The sequence below is a fragment of the Streptomyces glaucosporus genome, from assembly GCF_039533345.1.
In the GTDB taxonomy this organism is placed as follows: Bacteria; Actinomycetota; Actinomycetes; order Streptomycetales; family Streptomycetaceae; genus Streptomyces; species Streptomyces glaucosporus.
Map to the genome: position 1 here is coordinate 1 of NZ_BAAATJ010000030.1, position 26,845 is coordinate 26,845.

The window sequence follows — 26,845 nt, forward strand, 5'->3', positions numbered from 1 at the left end:
TTTTCGGTCTCCGATCCCCGGCCGGCGGGTTCCTGCCTTTTTCTGCCGCGCCGTTTCCGGCGCTTTCCCCACCGTAGCGGATTTCCTGTCCGGCGCCTAATCGGGCCGGTCCGGAAAAGAAATGCGGCAGGCCGCATTTCACCCCCGGAAAAGGGGGTTCACGCTGTATGAGTGGTCGCCACCGGACGTGGCAGAAGGGCTACCAGGGCATCAGAGCGATGCCGTGGAAGCTCGGAGAACGTTACATGACGGATCGGCGTGCGCCAAATCGCTAGCTCTTGCCGCCCGAGGCCAGCTCCCGGCTGCGGTCGCGGGCCGCCTCCAGGGCCGCGATGAGGGCGGCGCGGACACCGTGCTTCTCCAGCTCCCGGATGGCGCTGATCGTGGTGCCCGCGGGAGAGGTGACCGCCTCGCGGAGCTTGACCGGGTGCTCACCGCTGTCCCGGAGCATCACCGACGCGCCGACCGCGGCCTGGACGATCAGGTCGTGTGCCTTGTCCCGCGGAAGGCCGAGCAGGATGCCGGCGTCCGTCATGGCCTCCACCAGGTAGTAGAAGTACGCCGGCCCCGAGCCGGAGAGGGCCGTGGCCGCGTCCTGCTGGGACTCCGGGACGCGCAGCGTCTTGCCCACCGGCTTGAAGATCTCCTCGGTGCGGACGAGGTGGGCCTCCTCCGCGTGCGTGCCGGCGGAGATCACGGACATGCCCTCGTCCACCAGGACCGGGGTGTTGGGCATGACGCGGACGACCGGGGTGCCCTCGGGGAGGCGCTCCTCCAGGAAGGTCGTCGGAATGCCGGCCGCGGCGCTGATCACCAGGCGGTCGGCGGGGACGTGGGGGGCCAGTTCCTCGAGGAGGACCGCCATGTCCTGGGGCTTGACCGCCAGGATGAGCGTGTCGGCGGTCTTGGCGGCTTCGGCGTTGGTGACCGCGGTGACCCCGTGGCGTGCGTGCAGTTCCCCGGCGCGTTCCGGACGGCGGGCGGTGACCAGGAGGTCGGACGGCGACCAGCCTGCGCGGATCATGCCCGACAGCAGGGCCTCGCCGATCTTGCCTGCTCCGAGGACGGCGATCTTCTGGGTCATGGAAGGGCTCACCTTGTCCGGGTGTGATGCGTACGGGCTGCACCGCCATCCTCGCACCCGGAGCGGTGCTGCCGCCGGAGCGTCCGACAGGCGGTCACGGCCGCTTCCGGAACCGATCGGGCAGCCCTGCCCCACCGGCGAGGGCGGCACCGCCGCCGGCGGCGGCTTCCACCTCGACGACCTGCGCGCACGCCGGACAGGTCAGCGTTCCGCGGCCGGGCTCCCCGGTGTTCCCGGTGCGCTCCGGGGCGCCGGCGCAGGGACGTGCCGCAGCACGAAGCGGCGCGTCCCTGCGTCGCCGCCGGCCTCCCGGAAACCGGACCTGAGCAGGACCCGCTGCGAGGACAGGTGGTCCGGGTCCGTCTCCGCGCGCACCTCCGTGACGTCCGGACGGCCCAGGGCCCAGGCGGTCAGGGCGCGTGTCGCCTCGGTGGCGATGCCCCTGCCCCGGTACGCCTCCACCAGCGCGTAGCCGATCTCCACCGAGCCGTTCTCGTCCGGGGCGGTGTGGAAGACGATGTCGCCGACGGTCTCCCCGCCGTCCCTCACGACGATCTGGTAGAGGCCGAATCCCGGCCGGTAGGTGTCGGTGAGGAGCATCCGGCTCACTCGCGCGAGACTGCCGAACGTCTCCTCGGACGGGTAGCCCCCGGCCCAGCGGGCGCCCGCCGCCGGACGGCCCTTGAGGAGGCCGCCGATCTCGTCGGGCCGCACCTCGCGCAGTGTCAGCCGTGGAGTGGTCAGGACGTTGCGCCCGTCCGCCGCGGGCGTGTCCGGGTGTGTCATGGGCGCGGCTCCTCCCCTTGGGGACTCCATGGCCCCGCGGTGCTCGCGTCCGCCGGGGCGGGCCCGGTCAGCGCTTCCGGCCGGGCCGGGGCCTCGCGCCCCCGCGGGCCGCCGGGTTGCCGCGCCGGGAGGCTCGGACGGCGGCGCGGCGCTCGTACCGCTCGACGGCACGGTCGTACTCGGCGCGCCGCCGCTTCTCCCCCGGGGCCTCGACCGTGCTGCGCAGGGCGTAGGCGAGCAGGACGCCGATGAAACCGATCGTCTTGACGGCGCGCAACGACGGATCGGGCGCGCGGACGTCGTCGGGGTCGCGGGTGTAGTCGCCCAGGGTGCGGGCGAAGGCCATGGAGCTGCACAGCGCGAAGGCCACCACCAGCAGTGTGCTCACCAGATCGCCGGTCCGGGCGAGTTCCATCCCCTCGTACGCCAGGCGCAGCACGTACGCCCCCGCCGCGGCGAGCAGCAGCGCCCCGAGCGCGAGCGCGGTCCGGCGCAGGGGGTAGCCACCGGAGTGGTCCACCCAGGTGGTGCCGTAGAACCGGATCGGCCCGGGCTCGGGGCGCTGCTGCTCGCTCATGGTGTCGATTATGCGGACGGGGCCGTGTGCGCGGGCCGCGCGGGTGCCGGGGGCGTCAGCCGAGCTTGGTGACGTCCCGCACCGCGCCCTTGTCGGCGCTGGTGGCCATGGCGGCGTACGCGCGCAGGGCGGCGGAGACCTTGCGGTCGCGGTTCTTCGGCGCGTACCGGCCGCCCAGGGCCTCGCGGCGGGCGGCGAGGGTGGCCTCGTCCACCTTCAGCTCGATGGTGCGGCCGGGGATGTCGATGGAGATCAGGTCGCCGTCCTCGACCAGGGCGATGGTGCCGCCCGCGGCCGCCTCCGGGGAGACGTGGCCGATGGACAGGCCCGAGGTGCCGCCGGAGAAGCGGCCGTCGGTGACCAGCGCGCACTTGGCGCCCAGGCCGCGTCCCTTGAGGAACGAGGTCGGGTAGAGCATCTCCTGCATGCCCGGACCGCCCTTGGGACCCTCGTAGCGGATGACGACGACGTCGCCCTCCTTGACCTGCTTGCCGAGGATCTTCTCGACGGCCTCCTCCTGCGACTCGCAGACCACGGCCGGACCCGTGAAGGTCAGGATCGACTCGTCGACGCCGGCCGTCTTCACCACGCAGCCGTCCTCGGCCAGGTTGCCGTGGAGGACGGCCAGGCCGCCGTCGGCGGAGTAGGCGTGCTCCACGTCGCGGATGCAGCCGTTCGCGGCGTCGGTGTCGAGGGACTCCCAGCGCTCGGACTGGGAGAAGGCGCTGGCGGAGCGGACGCAGCCGGGGGCCGCGTGGAACAGCTCGACGGCCTCGGGGGAGGGGGAGCCGCCGCGGATGTCCCAGGTCTTGAGCCACTCGGCCAGGGAGTCGCTGTGGACGGTGCGGACGTCCTCGTTGAGCAGGCCCGCGCGGTACAGCTCGCCCAGGATGGCGGGGATGCCGCCGGCCCGGTGGACGTCCTCCATGTAGTACGTGCCGCCCGGTGCGACGTTGGGCGCGACCTTGGACAGACACGGCACGCGGCGTGAGATGGCGTCGATGTCGGCCAGCCCGAAGTCCAGCTCGGCCTCCTGGGCGGCGGCGAGCAGGTGGAGGATGGTGTTGGTGGAGCCGCCCATGGCGATGTCGAGGGCCATGGCGTTCTCGAAGGCGGCGCGGGAGGCGATGGCGCGCGGCAGGACGCCGGCGTCGTCCTGCTCGTAGTGGCGCCGGGTGATCTCCACGACGGTGCGGCCGGCGTTCTCGTACAGCGCCCTGCGGGCGGTGTGGGTGGCCAGGACCGAGCCGTTGCCGGGCAGGGAGAGGCCGATGGCCTCGGTGAGGCAGTTCATCGAGTTGGCGGTGAACATGCCCGAGCAGGAGCCGCAGGTCGGGCAGGCGTTCTCCTCGATGAGGGCCATGTCCTCGTCCGAGACGGCGTCGTTGGCCGAGTCGGCGATGGCGCTGACCAGGTCGAGCTTGCGGACGGTGCCGTCGACGAGGGTGGCGCGGCCGGACTCCATCGGGCCGCCGGAGACGAAGACGGTGGGGATGTTCAGCCGCAGGGCGGCCATCAGCATGCCCGGGGTGATCTTGTCGCAGTTGGAGATGCAGATCAGCGCGTCGGCGCAGTGGGCCTCGACCATGTACTCCACGGAGTCCGCGATCAGGTCGCGGGACGGCAGGGAGTAGAGCATGCCGCCGTGGCCCATGGCGATGCCGTCGTCCACGGCGATGGTGTTGAACTCGCGGGGGACGCCGCCCGCCGCCTTGACCGCCTCGCTGACGATCCGGCCGACCGGCTGGAGGTGGGTGTGCCCGGGGACGAACTCGGTGAAGCTGTTGGCCACCGCGACGATCGGCTTGCCGAAGTCCTCGCGCGCTACGCCCGCGGCCCTCAGGAGGGCACGGGCGCCCGCCATGTTGCGGCCGTGGGTGACGGTGCGGGACCTCAGCTCGGGCATGGCTGCTCCACTCCTTCGTGAGCCGGTGGACGCGTCGGTCTGCGGACGGGCCCGTGGGACGTGCCGGCCGGGGGGCCGTAGCCTTCGAGCGTACGCGCCCCGCTCAGCTTCCGGACGAAAAGTCCGGATCGTAAGACGTGCGGGTCGCCCGCGGCGCGGACGTTCCGGCGCCGTTCACCGACCGGACGCCGGAGCGGCGGAGCTCAGGTGGAGGCGGGTGTAGGCCAGCGCCTCGGCGAGGTCGGCCTCCCGTTCGGCCGAGGACATCGCACGGCGGGTGTTGATCTCCAGCACCACGTTGCCGTCGAAGCCCGACGCGGCCAGGCGTCCCAGCACCTCGGCGCACGGCTGGTTGCCCCGCCCGGGGACGAGGTGCTCGTCCTTGGCGGAGCCCCGGCCGTCGGCCATGTGCACGTGGGCCAGCCGGTCGCCCATGCGGTCCACCATGGCGAGGGTGTCGTTGCGGGCCGTGGCCGTGTGGGACAGGTCGAGGGTGAAGTGGCGGTAGTCGTCCTCGGTGGGGTCCCAGGCGGGGGCGTAGGCGAGCATCTCGCGGTCGCGGTAGCGCCAGGGGTACATGTTCTCGACGGCGAAGCGCACGTCGGTCTCGTTCGCCATCCGCCACACGCCCCGGACGAACTCCCGCGCGTAGGAGCGCTGCCAGCGGAACGGCGGGTGCACCACCACGGTGTTCGCGCCGAGCTTCTCGGCCGCCTCCCGGGAGCGCTGGAGCTTGGCCCAGGGGTCCTTGGACCAGACCCGCTGGGTGATCAGCAGGCAGGGGGCGTGCACGGCCAGGACCGGGACGCCGTGGAAGTCGGAGAGTCTGCGCAGCGCCTCGATGTCCTGGCTGACCGGGTCCGTCCACACCATGACCTCGACCCCGTCGTAGCCGAGGCGTGCGGCTATCTCGAAGGCCGTCGCCGTGGACTCCGGGTAGACGGAGGCCGTGGAGAGGGCGACCTTCGGTTCCGGCTTGGGTTCCGGGCAGTGCACCGCTGGATCGACCACGGGGAACAGCCTACGGCGCGACGCGGAAAGGCCCGGTGGTACGGCGGCTTTTCCGCCCCCTGCGGGACGGGAGTGTGGGGAAGCTCACGACGCCGACGCCGCGGCCAGGGTGTCCAGCCGGCGCAGGATGACGCCCTCGCGCAGGGCCCAGGGGCAGATCTCCAGCCTCGCCACCCCGAAGAGGTCCATGGCGCCCTCCGCCACCAGCGCTCCCGCCAGCAGTTGCCGGGCACGGCCCTCGGAGACGCCGGGCAGCTTCGCCCGTTCGGCGGCGGACATGCCGGCCAGCTTGGGCACCCACTCCTCCAGCGAGGAGCGGCGCAGTTCGCGCTGCGCGTACGGACCCTCGCCGGAGCGGGGGGCGCCCGCCAGCCGGGCGAGCTGCTTGAAGGTCTTGGAGGTGGCCACCACGTGGTCGGGCGCGCTCAGCCTGCTGAAGTCGCCGACCACCCGGGCGATCTCGTGCCGCACGTGGCGGCGCAGAGCGCGGACGTCGGCCGGGTCGGGCGGGTCGCCGGGCAGCCAGGCCGAGGTGAGGCGGCCGGCCCCCAGGGGGAGGGAGGCGGCGGCGTCGGGTTCCTCGTCGATGCCGTACGCGATCTCCAGCGAGCCGCCGCCGATGTCGATGACCAGCAGCTTTCCGGCGGACCAGCCGAACCAGCGGCGGGCGGCGAGGAACGTCAGCCGCGCCTCGTCCTCGCCGGACAGCACCCGGAGTTCCACGCCCGTCCCGGCGGCCACGCGGGCCAGCACCCGGTCGGCGTTGGCGGCGTCCCGCACGGCGGAGGTGGCGAACGGCAGCAGGTCCTCCACGCCCTTGTCCTCGGCGACGTCCAGGGCCTCCCGGACGGTGGCGGCGAGCCTCTCCACCCCGTCGGGCCCTATGGCGCCGTCGGAGTCGAGGAGTTCGGCCAGGCGCAGCTCCGCCTTGTGGGAGTAGGCGGGCAGCGGGCGGGCGCCGGGGTGCGCGTCCACCACCAGCAGGTGCACCGTGTTCGAACCCACGTCAAGGACACCGAGTCTCATGAGGAGCCACGCTACTGCGGCCGGGTGAGGCTCATCGACGGAACGGGGGTGCATACCCTGGGGGCGTGACGAAGACGAAAACGGCGAACCAGGGCAAAGGCCGGAACGCGGAGGGTGAGCCGCGGCGCGCCAGGGACGAGGAGGTGGGCCTGGACCACCCCCGGATGTGGGTGGAGTTCCCGGACCCGGCGGACGACGAGCAGGTGTTCCGCTGCGACCTGACGTGGCTGACCTCGCGCTGGGGCTGCGTCTTCGGCCGGGGGTGCCAGGGCATCCGCGCGGGACGGGCGAGCGACGGCTGCTGCACGCTGGGGGCGCACTTCTCCGACGAGGAGGACGAGCAGCGCGTGGCGGCGCACGCTGCGCGTCTCACGCCCGAGCTCTGGCAGTTCCACGCGGAGGGGACCTCCGAGCGCGGCTGGGTCGAGGTGAACGAGGACGGCGAGCGGCAGACGCGGCTCCACCAGGGTGCGTGCATCTTCCTCAACCGTCCCGGCTTCCCGGCCGGCGCGGGCTGCGCGCTGCACACGATGGCGCTGCGGGAGGGCCGCGAGCCGCTGGAGACCAAGCCGGACGTGTGCTGGCAGCTGCCGATCCGGCGGACGTTCGAGTGGGTGGAGCTGCCGGACGGCGAGCAGAAGCTGTACGTCTCGATCGGCGAGTACGACCGCCGCGGCTGGGGGCCGGGCGGACACGACCTCCACTGGTGGTGCACCGGCGCGCCGTCCGCCCACCAGGCCGGCGAGCCGGTGTACGTGTCGTACCGGCCGGAGCTGACGGAGCTGATGGGCCCGGCGGGGTACGAGCGGCTGGCCCGGCTGTGCGAGGAGCGGCTGGCGGCCGGACCGCTGCTGCCCGTCCCCCACCCGGCGGACGCGCCGGCGCTCCCGCGTCCCGTGGACACGGAGGCGGACACGGAGGCGGACGGCGTCCGGCCCGGGGACGTCTAGTCCGGCTGCGGCGGGGACGGGTCCGGCTGGGCCGGCGACGGTCCGGACGGCTCGTCCGGGGTCCCGGTGGGGGGCGGACCGGACGGTTCCTGCTGCGGAGGGGCGGACGGCCGCGGCTCGGCGGGCGCCGGCGCGCTGCCGCGCCCCTGGAGGGTGATCACCGCCTTGGCCGGGTGGACCGAGACGCGTGCCGTCCACGTGCCGGCGGGCTCCTGCCCGGTCCACGGTGACGGTGATCGTGGCCGACTCGCCGGGCCGCAGCGTCCCGTGCGTACGGCTCAGCCGCAGCCAGGGGGCGTCCGCGGAGGCCGACCACCGGACCGGCCGCCCTCCGGAGGCGGTGAGCGTGACGAGCGTGGCGTCCCCGGCGGGCCGCGCCTCGACCGTCAGCCGCCCCGGACCCGTACGGCCGTCCTCCTTCCGCGCGCCGTCGCCGCCCGCCCGCTCCGGCCGGTCCGATCCGCGGGGGGACGCCTCGCCGCCCCCGGCGGCGCCCACGTCGACGCGGACGCCGCCCCCGTCGCGGGACGCGCCGGCGCCCCCGGCGGGGCCCCGTTCCGGGTGGGGCGCGTCGTACGAGCCGCCGGCCTCCTCCCGCTCCGCCGCCGAGACCGGGGCGCTGCCCGGGCCGGCGTCCGCCAGCGGCGCCCCCCGGTACGCCGCCCACAGCGCCAGCACCGGCGCGGCGATGACCGTCGCCACGACCGTGGTGGTCACCGCGCGGCTGCGCAGCCGGTCGAAGCGTTCGGCGCGGTCCCCGGCCCCGGCGGGGAAGCCGCGCCGGTCGAAGCGCGGGGTGTGCTGCGCCCGTGCGCGCAGTGCGGTGAGCATGGCGGCGTACACCTCGTCGCGCGGCGCCTTCAGCACGGTGAGCGTCCCCGTGTCGGCGGGCGCGGTCCCCGGCCACGGGCCGCCCGCCAGTACCCGTTCGGCGGTGCGTCGGCACTCGGGGCACTCGTCCACGTGCCGGACCAGTTCCCGGCGCAGCGCGCTGCCCAGCAGCACCTCCCGGTTCCCGGCGAGCCGGGACACGGACGCGCAGCCGCCCCGGTCGAGGACGGCGAGCGCGGTGCGGGTGCGCTCCACCTCGCAGGCGCCGCTGGACAGCAGCAGCTCGGTGCCGTCGCCGTCCAGCCCGAGCACGGCGGCCACCTCGTGGACCGGCAGGTGGTGGCGCACGGCCAGTTCCAGGGCCTCGCGCTGCTCGGGGTTCGTGCCGGCGGCCTCGGGCCAGGCGAGCGCGGCCAGCTCGCGGCGGCGCGCGGTCGCCACGGGTCCGGGGAGTTCGGGGGGTTCGGGACGGCCCTGCCGCTCGGCGAGGCGCCGCAGGCAGGCCCAGCGGGCCAGCGCGTACAGCCAGGCCCGGTGCAGCGCCGTGTCGCCGGGGGTGCGGCCGCGGCGGCGCTGCCGGTCGGCGACGGCCAGGGCTTCGCCGAGGGCGGCGGTGGCCGCCTCGTGCTCGCACATGACGGACAGGCAGTACGTGAACAGCCCGTCCAGGTGGTCCAGGTAGGGGTCGAAGCACACCGGCGGCTGCGCCGCAGCGCGGCGCGTGCCACGGTGCGCCCGGTGTGCGCCGGTGGGATGCGCGGGGTGCTCGCGCCGAGTGCTCATCACCCGGTCGACCGTAGGCGGAAGGCCGGGGATCACCGACGACGCTTGCGCGGGTTTAACCCTTACGGGTGACGAGTGGCGGGAAAGTGCGCAAACGCACAGTGAAGGCAGGGGGAAAGGCAGACGGGAGCGGACGGGGAGCAGACGGGCAGCGGATGGGGGGACGGGAGAGCGGGCGGGAGGCTCGCCGGGCCCGCCCGCCGTACCGGCGCACCCCCCGCCGCCGTGCCGGGCCGGCCCCTGTGTCAGAGGCTCCGGCTACCGTGAGGCGCATGGCTGCCCGCAAGTCGTCCGCCAAGGACCGCCCCGCCTACCGCTGCACCGAGTGCGGCTACACCACGGTCAAGTGGCTCGGCCGCTGCCCGGAGTGCCACGCCTGGGGCACCGTCGAGGAGGTGGGCGGCACACCGGCCGTCCGCACCACCGCGCCCGGCCGGGTCTCGGCTCCCGCGCTGCCCATCGGCCAGGTGGACGGGCAGGTGGCCACCGCGCGCAGCACGGGCGTGCCCGAGCTGGACCGGGTGCTGGGCGGCGGGCTGGTGCCCGGCGCGGTGGTGCTGCTGGCGGGCGAGCCGGGCGTGGGCAAGTCGACGCTGCTGCTGGACGTGGCCGCCAAGGCCGCCGGTCCCGACCACCGCACCCTGTACGTCACCGGCGAGGAGTCCGCCGGGCAGGTGCGGCTGCGGGCGGACCGCATCGGGGCGATCGACGACCACCTGTACCTGGCCGCCGAGACGGACCTCTCCGCCGTCCTGGGCCACCTGGACGAGGTGAAGCCCTCCCTGCTCGTGCTGGACTCGGTCCAGACGGTGGCCTCCCCCGAGATCGACGGGGCGCCGGGCGGCATGGCCCAGGTGCGGGAGGTCGCCGGGGCGCTCATCCGGGCCTCCAAGGAGCGCGGGATGTCCACGCTGCTGGTGGGCCACGTCACCAAGGACGGCGCCATCGCCGGCCCCCGCCTGCTGGAGCACCTGGTGGACGTGGTGCTCCAGTTCGAGGGCGACCGGCACGCCCGGCTGCGGCTGGTGCGCGGGGTGAAGAACCGCTACGGGGCGACCGACGAGGTCGGCTGCTTCGAGCTGCACGACGAGGGCATCACGGGCCTGGCCGACCCGTCGGGGCTGTTCCTCACCCGCCGCGACGAGCCCGTGCCCGGCACCTGCCTGACCGTCACCCTGGAGGGCCGCCGGCCGCTGGTGGCCGAGGTGCAGGCGCTGACGGTGGACTCGCAGATCCCCTCCCCCCGGCGCACGACGTCCGGCCTGGAGACCTCGCGGGTGTCGATGATGCTGGCCGTGCTCGAACAGCGGGGGAAGATCAACGCCCTGGGCAAGCGGGACGTCTACACCGCGACGGTCGGCGGGGTGCGGCTGTCGGAGCCCGCCGCCGACCTGGCGATGGCGCTCGCGCTCGCCAGTGCCGTCAGCGACACTCCGCTGCCGAAGAACCTGGTGGCCATCGGCGAGGTCGGCCTGGCGGGCGAGGTCAGGCGGGTCACGGGCGTGCAGCGGCGGCTGGCCGAGGCGGCGCGGCTGGGCTTCTCCCACGCCCTGGTCCCGGTCGATCCGGGGAAGGTTCCGCAGGGGATGCGGGTGACGGAGGTCTCGGACATAGGCGAGGCGCTGCGGGTGCTCCCCGCCCGGCCCCGCCGGAGCGCGCCACACGACGCCGACGGCCGCCGGTAGACTTTGCCCAGGTCTCGCCCGTACGTACGCATGACCCGAAGGAGTGCCGTGGCAGCCAATGACCGGGCAGCAGCCGGCTCCGACGGCCTGATGCGCGCCTCGCTGAGCGCCGTCGCGCCGGGGACCGCCCTGCGCGACGGGCTGGAGCGCGTCCTGCGGGGGAACACCGGCGGGCTCATCGTCCTGGGCATGGACAAGACCGTCGAGTCGCTGTGCACCGGCGGTTTCGTGCTGGACGTGGAGTTCAGCGCGACGCGGCTGCGCGAACTGTGCAAGCTGGACGGCGCGCTGATCCTCGACAAGGACATCACCAAGATCGTGCGGGCGGGGGTGCAGCTCGTCCCGGACGCCTCGATCCCCACGGAGGAGACCGGCACCCGGCACCGCACCGCGCAGCGGGTGTCGATCCAGACCGGTTTCCCCGTCGTGTCGGTGAGCCAGTCCATGCGGCTGATCGCCCTGTACGTCGACGGTCAGCGGCGGGTGCTGGAGGACTCGGCGGCGATCCTGTCCCGGGCCAACCAGGCGCTGGCGACGCTGGAGCGGTACAAGCTGCGCCTGGACGAGGTGGCCGGCACCCTCTCGGCTCTGGAGATCGAGGACCTGGTGACCGTCCGCGACGTCTCCGCGGTCTCGCAGCGGCTGGAGATGGTCCGCCGGATCGCCACGGAGATCGCCGAGTACGTGGTGGAGCTGGGCACGGACGGGCGGCTGCTCTCCCTCCAACTCGACGAGCTGATCGCGGGCGTGGAGCCGGAGCGTGAACTGGTCGCCCGCGACTACGTGCCCGAGCCGACCGCCAAGCGGTCCCGCACGGTCGACGAGGCGCTGGCCGAACTGGACCGGCTCACCCACACCGAGCTGCTCGACCTGCCCACCGTGGCACGGGCGTTGGGGTACAGCGGCTCGCCCGAGACGCTGGACTCGGCGGTCTCGCCGCGCGGTTACCGTCTGCTGGCGAAGGTGCCGCGGCTGCCGAACGCCGTGATCGAGCGGCTGGTCGAGCACTTCGGCGGGCTGCAGAAGCTGCTGGCCGCGAGCGTGGACGACCTGCAGACCGTCGACGGTGTGGGCGAGGCGCGGGCCAGGTCGGTCCGCGAGGGGCTGTCGCGGCTGGCGGAGTCCTCGATCCTGGAGCGGTACGTCTAGCCGTCGCGGGCACGGACGCCGCCGGTGCGGGTGCGCTCCGGGGCGGGATGAACCCGTTCCGCCCGTGGCCGCGGTGCGAACGGCCGGGGCCTCTGCTCACGCGCGAGTGCCGGACGGTCCCTTGGTGTTCGCCGGTCCCGCCGGGGCGCCGGGGCCGCGGCCGTTCGCACCGCGGCCCGGGGGTCCGCTCCCTGACGGTCCCTCACCGGAGGCCGGGTATCCGGAGAGCAGGTATCCGAAGGGCAGGTATCCGAAGGGCAGGTATCCGGGGCGGGGCCGGCTCAGTCCTTGGTGAGGACGAACGAGGTGCGCACCTTCTCCACCAGTCCCTCGATCCCGGCCTCGACCAGATACGTGCCCGCCTTCGCGGAGTCGCCCGGAGTACCGCACTCGGGGGTGCTGTGGCGGCGGTCCCACTCCAGGGTGTGGACGGCCTCGCCGCCCGCCGGGACGCGGTAGAGGGCCGAGCGCTTGCCCCTCGGGCAGTCCTCGGACTTCCAGACCTTCTTGTCGTCGTCCCCGGCCTCGATGATGGTGAAGACGGTGGCCTCGCTGCCGAAGTCGACCTTGCAGGCGCCGTCGTCCTCGTTCCGCACGGTCAGGTGGAAGACGGGCTTCTCCCCGGGGGCGTACCGGTTCTCGGTGCTGCGCAGCTTCACCTCGACCGAACCGGGGCGGCAGTCCGGGAGTCCGGAGCCGGCGGGCACGGCCTCGGCACCGCCCGGAACACCGGTGTCCGCACCGCCGTTCACGCCGGTGTCCGCGCCGCCCGCGCCGCCGTCCGCACCACCGGAGCCGCCGCCGACCGCGCCCCCGGAGCCGTTCGCGCCGCCGGAGCCGCCCGTACCGCCGTCCGCACCGCCCGAGGAGCTTCCCGAGGAGCCGCCGCCCACCTCGTCGCGCCCGCCGGGATGCTCGCTGATCAGGGATTCGGAGGAGGACGGTCCGGGCGTGATGGTGCCGGGGACGCGGCCGCCGTCCCGCCCCCTGCCCTGGTCGTTTCCGCCGTCGCCGCCGGAACCCCCGTACCCGAGCGCCCAGAAGACGAGCAGCACCAGGACCAACAGGAGCACAAGCACAACCGCCCTTCGCCGCCAGTAGATGGAGGAGGGAAGGGGTCCAACCGGATGGCGCAGAGATCCCACGCACAAACCTTACGAGACATCAAGTGCCCCACATGGCCTTACTCGCCGCACAGTTGGTCAACTTTTATGACGAACGAGCTTGCAGGCCCGGCGATCGCCGGCGACGACACCCTTCAGTCACAGCACGTGACCCGGCCGGCGCCGTCCGTACCGTTCACGTATGAGCAGTGATCCCCACAGCGGCCTCCCCGGCGCCCCTCGCGGCGGCCTCTCCGACGACCTGTACCGAGAGGTCACCGACTTCGCCCACGACACCCCCGGCTGGGTCCACGCCCTCGCCGAGTACGGCACCGAGGGCGGGCTGCTGGTCCTCCTGGCCGTGCTCGCGGCGGCGTGCTGGCGGGTGCGCCGCGCCGAGCCGCGGACACTCGCCCGGGCTCTGCTGGGCCCGGTCGCGGTGGCCGTGGCGTACGGCGCCAGCGAGACCGTCAAGCTGGTCGTGCGGGAGGACCGGCCGTGCCGGGCCGTGGCGGGCGCGGCGGCCCCCGTCGCGCCCTGCCCCGGGCCGGGCGACTGGTCCTTCCCGAGCAACCACGCCACCATCGCCCTCGCCTCGGCGGTGGCCGTCGCGGTCGTCTGGCGGACGGCGGCCTGGCTGGTGCTGCCGCTGGCGGCGCTGACGGCGTTCTCCCGGGTGTTCGTCGGCGCGCACTACCCGCACGACGTGGCGGCGGGCGCGGTGCTGGGCACGGCCGTGGCGCTGCTGGTGACGCGGACGGCGGTGGGACCGGCCGCCGTGCTGGCGGACCGGGCGCGTGCGCGGCTGGTCCGCACCAGCCCGGCCCCGTAGGCGGTGACCACCGTCCCGGGGCTACGCCTGCCGCCGCCCGCCCCGGGACGGCGCGTACGGCGGTACGCGCCGTCACCCGCCCGACGCCGCCGTCCGTACGCGCCCCACGCCCCGCCGGGTGCCGGAGGCGCAGGTGGGACGGGGGGAAGACGGGAGCGGCAGGGCACGGGATGCGGTACGACGGGTGGTCCCATGGGCCCGAACGGCGCGGACCGCTGCGTTGCCGCGCTCCGCCGTGTCAGGATCGGAAGCGCCATGACTGCGACCACATCCGAGCACAGCGCCGCCGGTCTCCATGCGACCGACCTCCGTCCCCCCGAGTCCCCCGCACCCGCCGATCTCCACGCCCCCGTCATCGAGTGGTTCGACCGACACGCCCGTGACCTGCCCTGGCGCCGCCCCGAAGCCGGTGCCTGGGGCGTCATGGTCAGCGAGTTCATGCTCCAGCAGACGCCCGTCAGCCGGGTGCTGCCCGTCTACGAGCAGTGGCTCGCCCGCTGGCCCCGTCCCGCCGACCTGGCCGCCGAGCCGCCCGGCGAGGCCGTGCGCGCCTGGGGGCGGCTGGGCTACCCGCGCCGCGCCCTGCGCCTCCACGGTGCCGCCGCCGCCATAACGGAACGGCACGGCGGCGACGTGCCCCGCGAGCACGCCCAGCTCCTCGCGCTGCCGGGGGTGGGCGAGTACACGGCCGCGGCCGTGGCCTCCTTCGCGTACGGGCAGCGGCACGCGGTGCTGGACACCAACGTCCGGCGCGTCTTCGCCCGTGCCTTCGGCGGACGGGAGTTCCCGCCGACCGCCACCACCGCCGCCGAGCGCAGGCTCGCCCGGGCCGTCCTGCCGGAGGACGACGCCACGGCCGCGCGCTGGGCCGCGGCGACGATGGAACTGGGCGCCCTGGTGTGCACGGCCCGGCGGCCGGACTGCGCGCGCTGTCCGATCGCGGACCTGTGCGCCTGGCGCCGGGCGGGGTCGCCCGCGCACGACGGTCCGCCGCGCCGCGGCCAGAGCTACGCGGGCACCGACCGCCAGGTGCGCGGCAGGCTGCTGGCCGTCCTGCGCGAGGCGGTGGAGCCGGTGCCCCAGGCCGTTCTGGACCGGGTGTGGGACGAGCCGGTGCAGCGGGCCCGCGCGCTGGACGGGCTGGTCGCGGACGGGCTGGTCGAACCCCTGGAGGGCGGCGTCTACCGGCTGCCCCAGAGCCGGCCCCAGGGCCTGTGATCCGGGGTGCGGCGTCCGGCGCCGCACCCCGCCCGCCCTCCGGAAATCCTCCGTTCCGGTCGTTACACGATCGCCGGGCAGCCGTGCGGTGCCCGTGCCCTTCCCGTGCGGTGAGCCGCAACACCACCTCCGTAGCGTCCTGGTCCTGACCGGTCACGGCAGGCACGGCAGGCACCGAGGTGATCGCGGGGGGACCGCGTGAAGAGGGGGATGCGGACATGACCACGGCGACGGCACCGCAGGCACTGGACTTCGAGGAGTACGTCCGCACCCGGCAGGACGCCCTGCTGCGCAGCGCCCGGCGCCTCGTCTCCGACCCCCTGGACGCCCAGGACCTGCTGCAGACCGCGCTGACCCGCATGTTCGGCCACTGGGACGGCATCGCGGACAAGTCCCTGGCGGACGCCTACCTCCGCCGCGTGATGATCAACACCCGCACCCAGTGGTGGCGGTCCCGGCGGCTGGACGAGATCCCCACCGAGCTGCCGCCGGACGTGGCCGGCGTGGACGACGGCACCGAGCAGCTCGCCGACCGCTCCCTGCTCCTCGACATACTGGGCGTGCTGGCCCCCAAGCAGCGCAGCGTGGTCGTCCTGCGCCACTGGGAGCAGCTGAGCACGGAGGAGACGGCGTCGGCGCTGGGCATGTCGCCCGGTACGGTCAAGAGCACTCTGCACCGCGCGCTGGCGCGGCTGCGCGAGGAGCTGGACAGGCGCGCCCGCCAGGAGCGCGGCGACGGCTGCGCGGGGGAGGGAGGCAGACGGTGTCCGTGACGTCCGGCGCGCGGACGGCGGCGGCGACGGCCGCAGCCGTCGTGCTGCTGGCGTCAGGGCTGGCCGGCTGCGACGACGGCGGCGTGCGGATCGAGGACTCCGCCGCGCCCACCGCAGCCGTCCCCTCGCCCAGCGCGTCCCCGCTGTCCCCGCCGTCCCCCCGCACGTCCCCGCCGTCCTCCCCTGGCGTCTCCCCCGATCTCCCGTGGGACCGGCCGGCGCCCCGGACGCCGCTGCCCAGCCAGGCCCTGCCCGTCTATCCGCCCGACACCCAGGGCGAGCTGGACGTCCTGGCGCTGCTGCGCGCGGATCCCATGGTCGGCGAGAGCGTCAAGAAGGTGCTGCGGCCTTGCTCGGCCGAGGTGTGGCCGGTGGACGTGGCGTACGGGCGGCTGACGGACGGCCACGTCTCGGACGTCCTGGTCAACGTCTCGGACTGCGACGGGGGCATGGGCGTCGGCAGTTACGTCTACCGGCAGAGCACCAACGGGCAGTACGTCGGCGTGTTCGCCGCCGAGGAGCCGCCCGTGCACGTCGAGGCGGTGCGGGGCAGGCTGCGGGTGGTGCAGCGGGTCTACCTGGACGGCGACCCCGTGTGCTGCCCGTCCGGCCGGGACGTGGTCACCTACGTGTGGCGGGACGGCCGGTTCACCCCGGTGGAACACGAACCCCCGGAACCCGGCGGAGGCGGGGGTTCCGGAACGGACGAGGAAGGTTGAGCGGCGGATGGCCGGCACACACGTGCTCTTCGTGGAGGACGACGACGTCATCAGGGAGGCCACCCAGCTCACCCTGGAACGCGACGGCTTCATGGTGACCGCCGCCGCGGACGGGCTGGAGGGGCTGACGGCGTTCCGCGGGCGGCGGCCCGACATCGCGCTGCTGGACGTGATGGTGCCGGGCCTGGACGGGGTGAGCCTGTGCCGCCGCATCCGCGACGAGTCGCTGACCCCGGTGATCATGCTCTCGGCCCGGGCGGACCCCATCGACGTGGTGCTCGGCCTGGAGGCCGGGGCCGACGACTACGTGACCAAGCCCTTCGACAGCGCGGTGCTGGTCGCCCGCATCCGCGCGGTGCTGCGCCGCTTCACACGGGCCCGGGACGCCGGGGACGCGGACGGCGGCCGGGACACCGGAACGCTGCGGTTCGGCGACCTGGAGATCGACACCGACGGCATGGAGGTGCGGCGCGGCGGCGACCCGGTGCCGCTGACGCCGACGGAGATGCGTCTGCTGCTGGAGTTCTCCACCGCACCCGGCACGGTGCTCAGCCGCGACCGGCTGCTGGAGCGGGTGTGGGACTACGACTGGGGCGGCGACACCCGGGTGGTGGACGTCCACGTGCAGCGGCTGCGCGGAAAGATCGGCCAGCAGCGGATCGAGACGGTCCGCGGCTTCGGCTACAAGCTGAGGGGCTGACCGCCCGGTGGTCTCGCGTCTGCGGGGATGGACGCCGCGCATCGGCCTGCGCTGGAAGTTCAGCGCGGGCATCGCCGCCGTCGGAGCGCTGGTGGCGCTGGTGCTCAGCCTGGTCGTCCACAACGCCGCCCGCGCCTCGATGCTCGACAACAGCCGCGACGTGCAGGACGAGCGGGTGGTGGCCGCCCTGCGGGTCTACGAGTCGCTCGGCCGTCTCCCCTTCGGCGCCGAGCTGGACGATCCCGCGCTGCCCGACCCGCTGCGGGAGGCCGTCGCCGGGGGCGAGCGCGCCACATACGTGGCGGAGGTGCCCGGCCGGGCCCTGGACGTCTGGGCCGCCGCGCCGCTGCCCGACGGACGGGTGCTCTCCCTCCGCACCCGCTTCACCGACCGCTACGCCGTCCTCGCCGACCTCGACCGGGTGCTGGTGCTCGGTTCGGCGGCGGTGGTGCTGGGCGGCACGGCGCTGGGGGTGCTGATCGGCGGACGGCTCTCCCGCCGGCTGCGCCGGGCCGCCGCGGCGGCGGGCCGGGTCGCGGAAGGCGACACCCGGGTGCGCGTGCGGGACGCGATCGACGGCCGCTCGCGGGACGAGACCGACGAACTGGCGCACGCCGTCGACCGGATGGCCGACGCCCTCCAGCGGCGGCTGGAGGCCGAACGCCGGGTCACCGCCGACATCGCGCACGAGCTGCGCACCCCGGTGACCGGGCTGCTCACGGCCGCCGAACTGCTGCCGCCGGGCCGCCCCACCGAACTGGTCCGCGACCGGGCCCAGGCGCTGCGCACCCTGGTCGAGGACGTGCTGGAGGTCGCCCGGCTGGACGGCGCCGCCGAGCGCGCCGAACTCCAGGAGGTGGCGCTGGGCGAGTTCGTCGCGCGCCGGGTGCGCGCGCTGGCCCCCGAGGCCCGGCTGACCGTCGTGGAGGACTCCGTGGTGACCACCGACCCCCGCCGTCTGGAGCGCATACTCGGCAACCTCCTGGCCAACGCCGCCCGTCACGGCCGCGCCCCCGTCGAGGTGGTGGTCGACGGCCGCCGCCTGCGGGTGCGCGACCACGGCCCCGGTTTCCCGGAGGAGCTGCTGGCCGAAGGGCCGAGCCGCTTCCGCACGGGCAGCACCGACCGGTCGAGCGGCCACGGGCTGGGGCTGACGATCGCGGCGGGCCAGGCCCGGGTGCTCGGCGCCCGCCTCACTCTGCGCAACGCCAGGCCGACCGGCGCCGTGGCCGTCCTGTGGCTGCCCCCGAAGCCGCGGGACGCCGCCCGCGCGTAGGCCCGCGCACGGGAGGCGCGGGGCGGGCTCGCCGCCGGCCCGCGCCGGTGCCGGTCAGTCGCAGACCTCCGACCACTCCCTGCCCGGGTCCGGCGCGCTTCCGCGGTGCTCGACCAGCGCGTACCGGTTGCCGGACTCGTCCCGGAAGACCGCCTCGGTGCCGTACGGGCGCTCCCGGGGTTCCTGGAGGAACCGCACCCCCCGCCCCCTCAGCTCCTCGTAGGCGGCGCGGCAGTCGTCCGTCCGCAGCACGCCCACGCCCAGCACTCCCCCGGCGACCAGCTTCGTCAGCGCCTCGGCCGACTCCGGGTCGAGCCCGGAACCGTCCGTTCCCACCAGCGTCAGCTCGACGTCGGGCTGGTTCCTGGCGCCGACGGTGATCCGGCGCGTGCCGCCCTCGGTGACGTCGCCGCGCACCTCGAACCCGAGCTTCTCGGTGAAGAACCTCAGGTCCCGTTCCTGGTCGGTGGACCAGACAGTGGCTGCGGCCAGGCCCTTGATCATGGTTCCTCCCACGGTCGTGAGGGTGTGGTTCCACCGTAGGCAGCACCTCCGCCGCCCGCTCCTCCCGGGCGGCGCGCTCCCCTGCGGGCCCCTGTGAGCCCCTGTGAGCCCCGCCGCCCGCCCGTCCCCGCCCGCGTGCGTTCCCCCCGCGGACACGGGCGCGGCCCGGGACCGTCCGAAACGGTCCCGGGCCGCGTCACATGGCTCGGCTCTCGCCTGTCGGCGGAGAAGCGTCACACGTCCTTGGAGAGGTTGGGGCCGCCGCCCGCCGCCGACTCCACCGGAGGAGCGTCCGGCAGGGCCGACTTCTCCTCACCCCGGAAGGTGAACTTCTTCTCCTCGCCCTCGCCCTCGGTGTCGACGACCACGATGTGGCCGGGGCGCAGCTCGCCGAAGAGGATCTTCTCCGACAGCACGTCCTCGATCTCCCGCTGGATCGTCCGGCGCAGCGGCCGGGCGCCCAGGACCGGGTCGTAGCCCTTCTTGGCGAGCAGCTTCTTGGCGTCCGTGCTGAGCTCGATGCCCATGTCACGGTCCTTCAGCCGCTCGTCCACCTTGGCGATCATCAGGTCGACGATCTGGATGATGTCGCCCTCGGACAGCTGGTGGAAGACCACGGTGTCGTCGACGCGGTTGAGGAACTCGGGCCGGAAGTGCTGCTTGAGCTCCTCGTTGACCTTCGCCTTCATCCGCTCGTAGCCGGTCCGGACGTCGCCCTGGGCGGCGAAGCCCAGGTTGAAGCCCTTGGAGATGTCCCGGGTGCCGAGGTTGGTCGTCATGATGATGACGGTGTTCTTGAAGTCCACGACCCGGCCCTGGGAGTCGGTCAGGCGACCGTCCTCCAGGATCTGCAGCAGCGAGTTGAAGATGTCCGGGTGGGCCTTCTCGACCTCGTCGAACAGGACGACCGAGAACGGCTTGCGGCGCACCTTCTCGGTGAGCTGGCCGCCCTCCTCGTACCCGACGTAGCCGGGGGGCGAGCCGAACAGCCGCGAGACGGTGTGCTTCTCGCTGAACTCCGACATGTCGAGGGAGATCAGCGCGTCCTCGTCCCCGAAGAGGAACTCCGCCAGGGTCTTGGACAGCTCCGTCTTACCGACGCCCGACGGGCCGGCGAAGATGAACGAGCCACCGGGGCGCTTGGGGTCCTTCAGGCCGGCCCGCGTACGGCGGATGGCCTGGGACAGCGCCTTGATGGCGTCCTCCTGCCCGATGACGCGCTTGTGCAGCTCGTCCTCCATGCGGAGCAGGCGCGAGGACTCCTCCTCGGTGAGCTTGAACACCGGGATGCCCGTGGCCGTGGCCAGGACCTCGGCGATCAGCTCCTCGTCCACCTCGGCGACGACGTCCATGTCGCCGGCCTTCCACTCCTTCTCCCGCTTGGCCTTGGCGGCCAGGAGCTGCTTCTCGGTGTCGCGGAGGGAGGCCGCCTTCTCGAAGTCCTGCGCGTCGATCGCGGACTCCTTGTCCCGGCGGACGGAGGCGATCTTCTCGTCGAACTCGCGCAGGTCCGGCGGGGCGGTCATCCGGCGGATGCGCATCCTCGATCCGGCCTCGTCGATCAGGTCGATCGCCTTGTCCGGCAGGAAGCGGTCCGAGATGTAGCGGTCGGCCAGGGTCGCGGCGGCGACCAGGGCGGCGTCCGTGATGGACACGCGGTGGTGCGCCTCGTAGCGGTCCCGCAGGCCCTTGAGGATCTCGATGGTGTGCGGCAGCGACGGCTCGGCCACCTGGATGGGCTGGAAGCGGCGCTCCAGGGCCGCGTCCTTCTCCAGGTGCTTGCGGTACTCGTCCAGCGTCGTCGCGCCGATGGTCTGGAGCTCACCGCGGGCCAGCATCGGCTTGAGGATGCTGGCGGCGTCGATCGCGCCCTCGGCGGCGCCCGCGCCCACCAGGGTGTGGAGCTCGTCGATGAACAGGATGATGTCGCCGCGGGTGCGGATCTCCTTGAGGACCTTCTTCAGGCGCTCCTCGAAGTCACCGCGGTAGCGGGAGCCGGCGACCAGGGCGCCCAGGTCGAGGGTGTAGAGGTGCTTGTCCTTGAGGGTCTCGGGCACCTCGCCCTTGACGATGGCCTGGGCCAGGCCCTCGACGACGGCCGTCTTGCCGACGCCGGGCTCGCCGATGAGCACCGGGTTGTTCTTGGTGCGGCGGGACAGCACCTGCATGACCCGCTCGATCTCCTTCTCGCGCCCGATGACCGGGTCGAGCTTGGATTCGCGGGCGGCCTGGGTCAGGTTGCGGCCGAACTGGTCCAGCACCAGGGAGGTCGAGGGGGTGCCCTCGGCGGGACCGCCGGCGGTGGCGGCCTCCTTGCCCCCGGAGTAGCCGGACAGCAGCTGGATGACCTGCTGCCGCACCCGGTTCAGGTCGGCGCCGAGCTTCACGAGGACCTGGGCGGCGACGCCCTCGCCCTCGCGGATCAGGCCGAGCAGGATGTGCTCGGTGCCGATGTAGTTGTGGCCGAGCTGGAGTGCCTCGCGGAGCGACAGCTCCAGCACCTTCTTGGCACGGGGGGTGAAGGGGATGTGGCCGGACGGGGCCTGCTGCCCCTGGCCGATGATCTCCTCCACCTGCTGGCGGACCGCCTCGAGCGAAATCCCGAGGCTCTCCAGGGCCTTAGCGGCGACACCCTCACCCTCGTGGATCAGCCCCAGAAGGATGTGCTCGGTGCCGATGTAGTTGTGGTTGAGCATCCGGGCTTCTTCCTGAGCCAGGACGACAACCCGCCGCGCGCGGTCGGTGAACCTCTCGAACATCGTTAATCGCTCCTCAGAGCGGTCAGGCAGTAAGGGGGCGTTCCCCTCCCTGTCCTTCCGCAGCTTAGTCCCGCAAGCGGGGACCGCTCATTCCAACTGCCGACACCCGTCCGGATCGCCCCCGCGCCGGCGGGAAGGAGTGCTGTGACCTCCCGCCCTCGTCCCGAACAGCCGACAACAGTTCCAACCCGATGGTGCGAGACGATGTTCCCGCAGGCCAGACATATCCGCCTGCATCCACTACGCCGACGGCGAACGCCTGTCAGGCCCACACGTCCGTCCACCGCTCCATCGCCGGTGCCGCACCCCCGTTCCACGTGGGATTTCTCCACGGACTTCTTACCCCGGGAGACTGACAGTCCATGCGGGGCAGGGCGGGTGCATCCGCTACGGGCGAACACTCTTGCGTGGCGCGCCGCACCGCTCCACACCGTTTTCGCGGCACTCGGAGTAGTGGGGCACGACGGGACGTGACCGGCACGGGGCTCGGCAGTTGCTTCCTACATGGAGCCTTCAACGGAAGCGGTGCCCGGTTTGTTCCTTGTGCGGCGACGGGGTCCCGGCGCCGGGTCCCCGTGCGGCCCCGCCGCCCCTCCGGACCTCGCCGGTCCCCGGGGCCGCGCGGACGACGTCCCGGGCGCCCTGGAGGTGCCGGAGACCGCGGGACGGGCCCTGCTGCGGCGGCGCGGACTCCGCACGGGCGCGGTCGCCCTGGACCCCGCCGCGCGGCGCACGCGGTTCCTCCTCCCCCCGGGCGGCGCGGAGGAGGTGCCGGGACTGCTGGAGTGGCTGGAGTGGCGCGGGATCGAACTGGACCTGACCGTCCTGGCCGCCTACGACCCCCGGGAGGCCGCCGTGTGGCTGCGGCCTCCCGAACGGGGCCGTGAGGCGGATCTCGTCGGTCTGGTGAGCGCGGCGGCGACGGAGTGCCACCGCGCGCGGCTCCTCGGCGCCGCTCAGCCGTTCGCCTTCTCGTAGGCCTCGCGGATGGTGGCGGGCACCCGGCCACGGTCGTTGACCTCGTAGCCGTTCTCCTTCGCCCAGGCGCGGATCTTCGCGGTGTCCTGGGCTCCGCCGCCGGAGGACGGACGGGCCGACTTGCCGCGGGCCGAACGGCCACCGGTGCGGCGGCCGTGCTTGACGTACGGCTCCAGCAGGCTGCGGAGCTTGTCCGCGTTGGCGGTGGTGAGGTCGATCTCGTAGGTCTTGCCGTCGAGTGCGAACGTCACGGTCTCGTCCGCCTCACCGCCGTCGATGTCGTCGACAAGAAGGACCTGAACCTTCTGCGCCACCGGTTACTCCCATTCGTCGTGTGCGGTCGGTCTTCGAAAACCGATTACCGATACTGACGACGAAAGCAAACCGCTTTTCCCGGGAAAACACAAACCCTCCGGGAACTTCCCCGGGAGAGGGCGGCCGGATTGGAGGGATCTTTCGGACATAGGGCTCACGGTCGCCGGGGTTCATAGGTGCAGCAGCATCCGCGTGTTGCCCAAGGTGTTGGGTTTCACTCGTTCGAGCCCCAGGAACTCCGCCACGCCCTCGTCATAGGAACGCAGCAGCTCGCTGTAGACATCCCCGTCGACCGGGGTCTCGCCGATCTCGGCGAAGCCGTGGCGGGCGAAGAAGTCCACTTCGAAGGTGAGGCAGAAAATGCGCCGTACACCGAGCCACCGGGCGGTCTGCAGCAACTTCTCCAGCACCAGGTGGCCCACGCCGGCGCCCCTGACCGCGGGGTCCACCGCGAGGGTGCGGACCTCCGCCAGGTCCTCCCACATCACGTGGAGCGCTCCGCAGGCGACCACCCGGGCGTCGTGGTCGCGCTCCGCCACCCAGAACTCCTGGATGTCCTCGTAAAGCGTCACCATCGCTTTGTCGAGCAGGATGCGATCCCGCGCATAGATGTCGATGAGGCGGCGGATGGCGCGCACATCACCGGTTCTCGCCCGGCGGACGGTGACCTCGCTTACGGGACTTAGCGCTTCTGGCATGTCCGGACGCTATCGCTCCGAAGCCCCGTGGCTCTCCTCGGGGGCATCGAGATGGACGCCTTCGGGTTGCACGACGCGCAAGGCGTCGCGCAAGGCCTCCTCCTGTTCCGGGGACATCATGCCGAAGAAGGCCACGAGTGCCGCGGCCGGGTTGTCGCTCGCCGCCCACGCGTCGTTCATCAGGGCGGCGGAGTAGGCGGCCCGGGTGGAGACCGCCTCATATCGATAGGCCCGGCCTTCTCGCCGGCGGCGCACCCAGCCCTTCTCCCGCAGGTTGTCCATTACCGTCATGACGGTGGTGTATGCGATCGGCCGTTCCCGCCGAAGGTCGTCGAGGACTTCTCTCACGGTGACCGGGCGGTTCCACCGCCATACCCGTGTCATCACCGCGTCTTCCAGCTCTCCCAGTGGCCGAGGCACAACAAGAACAATAGTCGCATATGTACCGTATTGGGCGTTTTGTTGAAGGCGTCAGGCCTCAGGGAGAACGCGCGAAGGGCGTGGGGTACGGGAGGCGAACCTCCCGTACCCCACGCCCTTCGGCTCTCTCGGGGCCTCGGCGTCCTCGGCGTCTCCGCCGCCGCTACGCGCGCTCCCCGCCCTCCGTCCGCGACGGACCGCCGACGGCCTCGGCCCGCACCGCGAGCGCGTCCGCCGCGGCGTCCTCCTTGGCCTTGTTGGCGCCGCCCTGGTTCTTGACGATCGTCACGATGACCGCGGTGAAGGCCACGGCCATCACCACGGACGGGGTGAGTGCGGCGATGTACTCCATGCCGGTCAGCCTCCTCCATGCCGGGCCTCCCAGCGTAACCGGCCCCCCGGGCGGCTCCCGCGCGGCCCGCCCGCGGGACCGGGTCAGGCCGGCAGGGCCCGCCGGGGCGGCGGTGCGGGACGGCGGGACGGGAGGACGTCCGCCGGGGCGGGAACCGGGCTGCGGGAGCCGTCACGCGCCTCCGGCGCTCCGGCCGACCGCTCGCAGCGCCGCAGCAGCCCGGCGCGGCGCCGGGCCTCCGCCCCGGGGACCGGCCGGGCGCACAGTCCGCGCAGGGCCGCCACGTCCTCCCGGGAGGGCCGGCAGCCCGCCGCCAGCGCCTCCTCCAGCCGCGTGAGGTAACCGGACTCGGCGCCGGGCAGCGCCGCGCGGTACCGCGCGAGGTCGGCCGCCAGGAACGCCCGCAGCCGCTCCGCCTCACGGCGGGCCTCGTCCAGGGCCTCGGCCAGCCACCGGTACTCCTGCGCCTCCTCCGCCCGGCGCCTCCTGGCGGGCAGCGGAGACGGCAGGGACGGCGGGGACGGGGCGAGGGCCGACTGGAGGGCGGTGGCGAGGGCGCGTCTGAGCACGCGCAGCTCGTCGGCGCTGAAGGCCATGCCTCCTTGGGGACCGTAGGGAATGGGCATATACGGACACTACGGTACGTAATGGAGTAACCGTCCCACCTGTCGGCCGTGTCCCCGCACCGGTCCCCGCACCGTCCCGCGCGCCGGCCGGGGACGCGCTCAGGAGCGGCGTCGCACCGCGAGGAGAACCGCCGCGCCGCCCGCCGCCAGCAGGGCGGCCGCCGCGGCGGCCGTCACCGTGCCGGACGTGCCCGTGGAGGCCAGGGAGCCGCCGGGGCCCTCGGCGCCGTTCCCCCCGCTGCTCCCGCTGCCGCCCTCCGGGCCGCCGTTCCCGTCCTTCCCGCCGTCCGCGCCGCCGGCCGGCTCCGACGGGGAGGGCGAGGGCTCCGGGCCTTCGCCCGGGGTGCGGGCGAACGTGATCCTCGCGGTGTCGTTCGCCGCGTCGGGGTCGTCGGCGGAGAAGCCCTCCGGGCCCGGCACCAGCCGTACGGTGCCCTCGTTCCCGGCCTTCTCCGCTCCCTCGGCGATCCTCACCTCCAGCGTGTACGTCTGGCCGCGGCCCGGTTCCTCGGTCGGCGCCTGGGGGCACAGGTAGCGCCGGTGGCCCGGCTCGAACCGCCCGGTCCCGTCCCCGTCCCCGTACACCAGGCACTCGCCGGAGGCGTCCTCGTCCGGCTCCTCGTCGACCGGGTTGCCCACCGCGGTGACGCCCTCGGGCAGGGTGACGTCGACGTAGAGCAGCGGCTTCCGGTCCCGGCGGTACGCCGCGGCGGGACCGTTGTTGACCACGCCGAAGGAGACCGTGCCGCTGCCGGGGTCGCCCTTGGCGCGGGTGATCCCGCCGCCGCGCGCCGCGAAGTCGGCGTGGTTGTCGGCCAGGAGCTCGACGGTGCCCGAGCCGTCGTCCTCGAAGTCGCCGCCCCCGGCGGGCTCCATCCCCAGGGGCGCGCCGGTGCCGGGGGTGCCGTTCGGGTCCCCGGGGCTGCCGGCGGGAACGGCCGTGGCGGAGTAGTCGATCCAGGTGGCCAGCGCCTTCTCGGTCACCCTCACCTCCAGCGGCTCGTCCAGCACCGCCGTCCCGCCGGGGGCCAGCTCGTGCTCGACGGCGCAGTGGACGCCGGGGCCGTCGTAGGAGTCGTCCGGCATGAAGCGGCAGTTCTCCGGCCGGGAGGTGAACGTCAGGCCGGGCACGCCCCGCAGCCGCAGATCGATCCGCTCGGTGGGCAGCGTGCCGGTGTTCCGCACGGTCAGCGGCAGTTCGACGGTGTCGCCGGGCTTGAGCCCCTTGCGGTCGGGGAGGGTGCCGACGACGAGTTCGGGGGCGCCGACGACGACCTCGGAGGAGGCGGTGTCGCCGGTCGCCCGGTCGGCCGTCACCTCGTAGGTGAGGGTGCCCTTGGCGCCGAGCCCGGCGCCGGGCACGGCGGTGAGCGTGAACGGCTCCCAGGGGGCGTGGAGACTCCCGTCGTCCACGCAGGTGACGACCGCGCCCTCGGCGGTGCAGCTCTCGTGGTTGGCCGCGATCGTCGCCACGCCCTCCAGGCCGGTGGCGTCGATGACGAACCGGACGTTCTCCGGCGCGGGGAAGGTCTCCCCGCCGTCGTAGAAGCCGTAGCCCGCGTGCGGGGCGACCGGGCCGCCGCCCGCGGAGGGGACGGGGAGGGCTATCCGGTCCGGGGCGTCGATCACCGCCCACGCCCGGGTCGGCTCGTCCGCCGACGCCGCCGGCACCGGGCCCGCGGCGGCCGCGGCCAATCCGATCGCCGCGGCCGCCGCCAGGCCCCTCACCGCTCCGGCACGTCCGCTCCGTCCGCGCTCAGGCACTCCTCGCACCCCGGCCGCCT

At 73.8% G+C, this 26,845-nt stretch carries 26 protein-coding genes and 1 pseudogene; 11 read left to right on the top strand and 16 right to left on the bottom strand.

The window, feature by feature from the left end; genetic code table 11:
• Positions 1–271: 271 nt before the first annotated feature.
• From proC to ABD358_RS24310, 6 genes are all read right to left on the bottom strand, one after another.
• Positions 272–1,084, bottom strand: coding sequence for a pyrroline-5-carboxylate reductase (gene proC / locus ABD358_RS24285; protein ID WP_344633264.1), 813 nt, complete (start codon positions 1,082–1,084; stop codon positions 272–274).
• A 201-nt stretch (positions 1,085–1,285) separates the two neighbouring features.
• Positions 1,286–1,870 carry a GNAT family N-acetyltransferase gene (locus ABD358_RS24290; protein WP_344633265.1) on the bottom strand — a complete coding sequence of 195 codons (585 nt, stop codon included), beginning with the start codon at positions 1,868–1,870 and terminating at the stop codon, positions 1,286–1,288.
• A 67-nt stretch (positions 1,871–1,937) separates the two neighbouring features.
• On the bottom strand, positions 1,938–2,447 hold the full coding sequence (locus ABD358_RS24295; protein ID WP_344633266.1) for a hypothetical protein: 510 nt from the start codon (positions 2,445–2,447) through the stop codon (positions 1,938–1,940).
• A 55-nt stretch (positions 2,448–2,502) separates the two neighbouring features.
• Positions 2,503–4,353: a dihydroxy-acid dehydratase gene (ilvD, locus tag ABD358_RS24300; RefSeq protein WP_344633267.1), complete on the bottom strand. Its 1,851-nt coding sequence runs from the start codon at positions 4,351–4,353 to the stop codon at positions 2,503–2,505.
• Between the two features lie 174 nt (positions 4,354–4,527).
• The gene (locus ABD358_RS24305; RefSeq protein WP_344633268.1) at positions 4,528–5,364 is read right to left on the bottom strand and encodes a sugar phosphate isomerase/epimerase family protein; all 837 of its coding nucleotides are present in this window, start codon (positions 5,362–5,364) and stop codon (positions 4,528–4,530) included.
• A gap of 84 nt (positions 5,365–5,448) precedes the next feature.
• Complete coding sequence (locus ABD358_RS24310; protein ID WP_344633269.1) at positions 5,449–6,390, bottom strand: Ppx/GppA family phosphatase; 942 nt, start codon at positions 6,388–6,390, stop codon at positions 5,449–5,451.
• A 164-nt stretch (positions 6,391–6,554) separates the two neighbouring features.
• On the opposite strand from ABD358_RS24310, the gene ABD358_RS24315 reads away from it, so the two are divergent.
• A complete protein-coding gene (locus ABD358_RS24315; protein ID WP_344633330.1) occupies positions 6,555–7,340 on the top strand; it encodes a DUF3109 family protein in 786 nt (261 codons plus the stop codon).
• A gap of 267 nt (positions 7,341–7,607) precedes the next feature.
• Here the strand turns inward: ABD358_RS24315 and ABD358_RS24320 are convergent.
• Positions 7,608–8,171: pseudogene (locus ABD358_RS24320) on the bottom strand (BACON domain-containing protein); the annotation flags it as partial.
• Between the two features lie 132 nt (positions 8,172–8,303).
• Between ABD358_RS24320 and ABD358_RS24325 the strand changes: the two are divergent.
• The 3 genes from ABD358_RS24325 to disA all read left to right on the top strand — a co-directional run bounded on the left by ABD358_RS24325 (position 8,304) and on the right by disA (position 11,788).
• Entirely contained in the window at positions 8,304–9,026 is a 723-nt protein-coding gene (locus ABD358_RS24325; RefSeq protein ID WP_344633270.1) for a hypothetical protein, read from the top strand.
• A 200-nt stretch (positions 9,027–9,226) separates the two neighbouring features.
• Entirely contained in the window at positions 9,227–10,639 is a 1,413-nt protein-coding gene (gene radA, locus ABD358_RS24330) for a DNA repair protein RadA (protein ID WP_344633271.1), read from the top strand.
• Between the two features lie 90 nt (positions 10,640–10,729).
• The gene (disA, locus tag ABD358_RS24335) at positions 10,730–11,788 is read left to right on the top strand and encodes a DNA integrity scanning diadenylate cyclase DisA (RefSeq protein ID WP_344633331.1); all 1,059 of its coding nucleotides are present in this window, start codon (positions 10,730–10,732) and stop codon (positions 11,786–11,788) included.
• 281 nt (positions 11,789–12,069) lie between these two features.
• Here the strand turns inward: disA and ABD358_RS24340 are convergent, their stop codons facing one another.
• Entirely contained in the window at positions 12,070–12,861 is a 792-nt protein-coding gene (locus ABD358_RS24340; protein WP_344633272.1) for a hypothetical protein, read from the bottom strand.
• 232 nt (positions 12,862–13,093) lie between these two features.
• Between ABD358_RS24340 and ABD358_RS24345 the strand changes: the two genes are divergently transcribed.
• The 6 genes from ABD358_RS24345 (at position 13,094) to ABD358_RS24370 (ending at position 18,409) form a co-directional block, all read left to right on the top strand.
• The gene (locus ABD358_RS24345) at positions 13,094–13,723 is read left to right on the top strand and encodes a phosphatase PAP2 family protein (protein WP_344633273.1); all 630 of its coding nucleotides are present in this window, start codon (positions 13,094–13,096) and stop codon (positions 13,721–13,723) included.
• A 255-nt stretch (positions 13,724–13,978) separates the two neighbouring features.
• Positions 13,979–14,941 (top strand): HhH-GPD family protein, encoded by a 963-nt coding sequence (locus tag ABD358_RS24350; protein ID WP_344633274.1) that lies wholly within the window; start codon positions 13,979–13,981, stop codon positions 14,939–14,941.
• Between the two features lie 218 nt (positions 14,942–15,159).
• Complete coding sequence (locus ABD358_RS24355; protein WP_344633275.1) at positions 15,160–15,714, top strand: SigE family RNA polymerase sigma factor; 555 nt, start codon at positions 15,160–15,162, stop codon at positions 15,712–15,714.
• Positions 15,705–16,433, top strand: coding sequence for a hypothetical protein (locus ABD358_RS24360; RefSeq protein ID WP_344633276.1), 729 nt, complete (start codon positions 15,705–15,707; stop codon positions 16,431–16,433). The genes ABD358_RS24355 and ABD358_RS24360 overlap by 10 nt, the downstream gene beginning before the upstream one ends.
• A 7-nt stretch (positions 16,434–16,440) precedes the next feature.
• Positions 16,441–17,133: a two-component system response regulator CseB gene (gene cseB, locus ABD358_RS24365; protein WP_344633277.1), complete on the top strand. Its 693-nt coding sequence runs from the start codon at positions 16,441–16,443 to the stop codon at positions 17,131–17,133.
• Between the two features lie 7 nt (positions 17,134–17,140).
• Positions 17,141–18,409 (top strand): sensor histidine kinase, encoded by a 1,269-nt coding sequence (locus ABD358_RS24370; protein ID WP_344633278.1) that lies wholly within the window; start codon positions 17,141–17,143, stop codon positions 18,407–18,409.
• Positions 18,410–18,463: 54 nt separating this feature from the next.
• Here ABD358_RS24370 and ABD358_RS24375 read toward each other — a convergent pair whose 3' ends face one another.
• Entirely contained in the window at positions 18,464–18,913 is a 450-nt protein-coding gene (locus tag ABD358_RS24375; protein WP_344633332.1) for a VOC family protein, read from the bottom strand.
• Positions 18,914–19,146: 233 nt separating this feature from the next.
• Positions 19,147–21,672 (bottom strand): ATP-dependent Clp protease ATP-binding subunit, encoded by a 2,526-nt coding sequence (locus tag ABD358_RS24380; protein ID WP_344633279.1) that lies wholly within the window; start codon positions 21,670–21,672, stop codon positions 19,147–19,149.
• 648 nt (positions 21,673–22,320) lie between these two features.
• Here ABD358_RS24380 and ABD358_RS24385 point away from each other — a divergent pair.
• Complete coding sequence (locus tag ABD358_RS24385; protein WP_425576410.1) at positions 22,321–22,650, top strand: hypothetical protein; 330 nt, start codon at positions 22,321–22,323, stop codon at positions 22,648–22,650.
• Here ABD358_RS24385 and ABD358_RS24390 read toward each other — a convergent pair.
• The 6 genes from ABD358_RS24390 to ABD358_RS24415 all read right to left on the bottom strand — a co-directional run bounded on the left by ABD358_RS24390 (position 22,629) and on the right by ABD358_RS24415 (position 26,825).
• Entirely contained in the window at positions 22,629–22,964 is a 336-nt protein-coding gene (locus ABD358_RS24390) for a histone-like nucleoid-structuring protein Lsr2 (protein WP_344633280.1), read from the bottom strand. The genes ABD358_RS24385 and ABD358_RS24390 overlap by 22 nt on opposite strands.
• Positions 22,965–23,135: 171 nt before the next feature.
• Complete coding sequence (locus ABD358_RS24395; RefSeq protein ID WP_344633281.1) at positions 23,136–23,663, bottom strand: amino-acid N-acetyltransferase; 528 nt, start codon at positions 23,661–23,663, stop codon at positions 23,136–23,138.
• A 9-nt stretch (positions 23,664–23,672) separates the two neighbouring features.
• Complete coding sequence (locus ABD358_RS24400) at positions 23,673–24,083, bottom strand: BlaI/MecI/CopY family transcriptional regulator (protein ID WP_344633282.1); 411 nt, start codon at positions 24,081–24,083, stop codon at positions 23,673–23,675.
• A 163-nt stretch (positions 24,084–24,246) separates the two neighbouring features.
• A complete protein-coding gene (locus tag ABD358_RS24405) occupies positions 24,247–24,435 on the bottom strand; it encodes a hypothetical protein (RefSeq protein ID WP_344633283.1) in 189 nt (62 codons plus the stop codon).
• Between the two features lie 83 nt (positions 24,436–24,518).
• On the bottom strand, positions 24,519–25,031 hold the full coding sequence (locus ABD358_RS24410) for a hypothetical protein (RefSeq protein ID WP_344633284.1): 513 nt from the start codon (positions 25,029–25,031) through the stop codon (positions 24,519–24,521).
• A gap of 129 nt (positions 25,032–25,160) precedes the next feature.
• Complete coding sequence (locus ABD358_RS24415) at positions 25,161–26,825, bottom strand: COG1361 family protein (RefSeq protein ID WP_344633285.1); 1,665 nt, start codon at positions 26,823–26,825, stop codon at positions 25,161–25,163.
• Between the last annotated feature and the right edge of the window lie 20 nt (positions 26,826–26,845).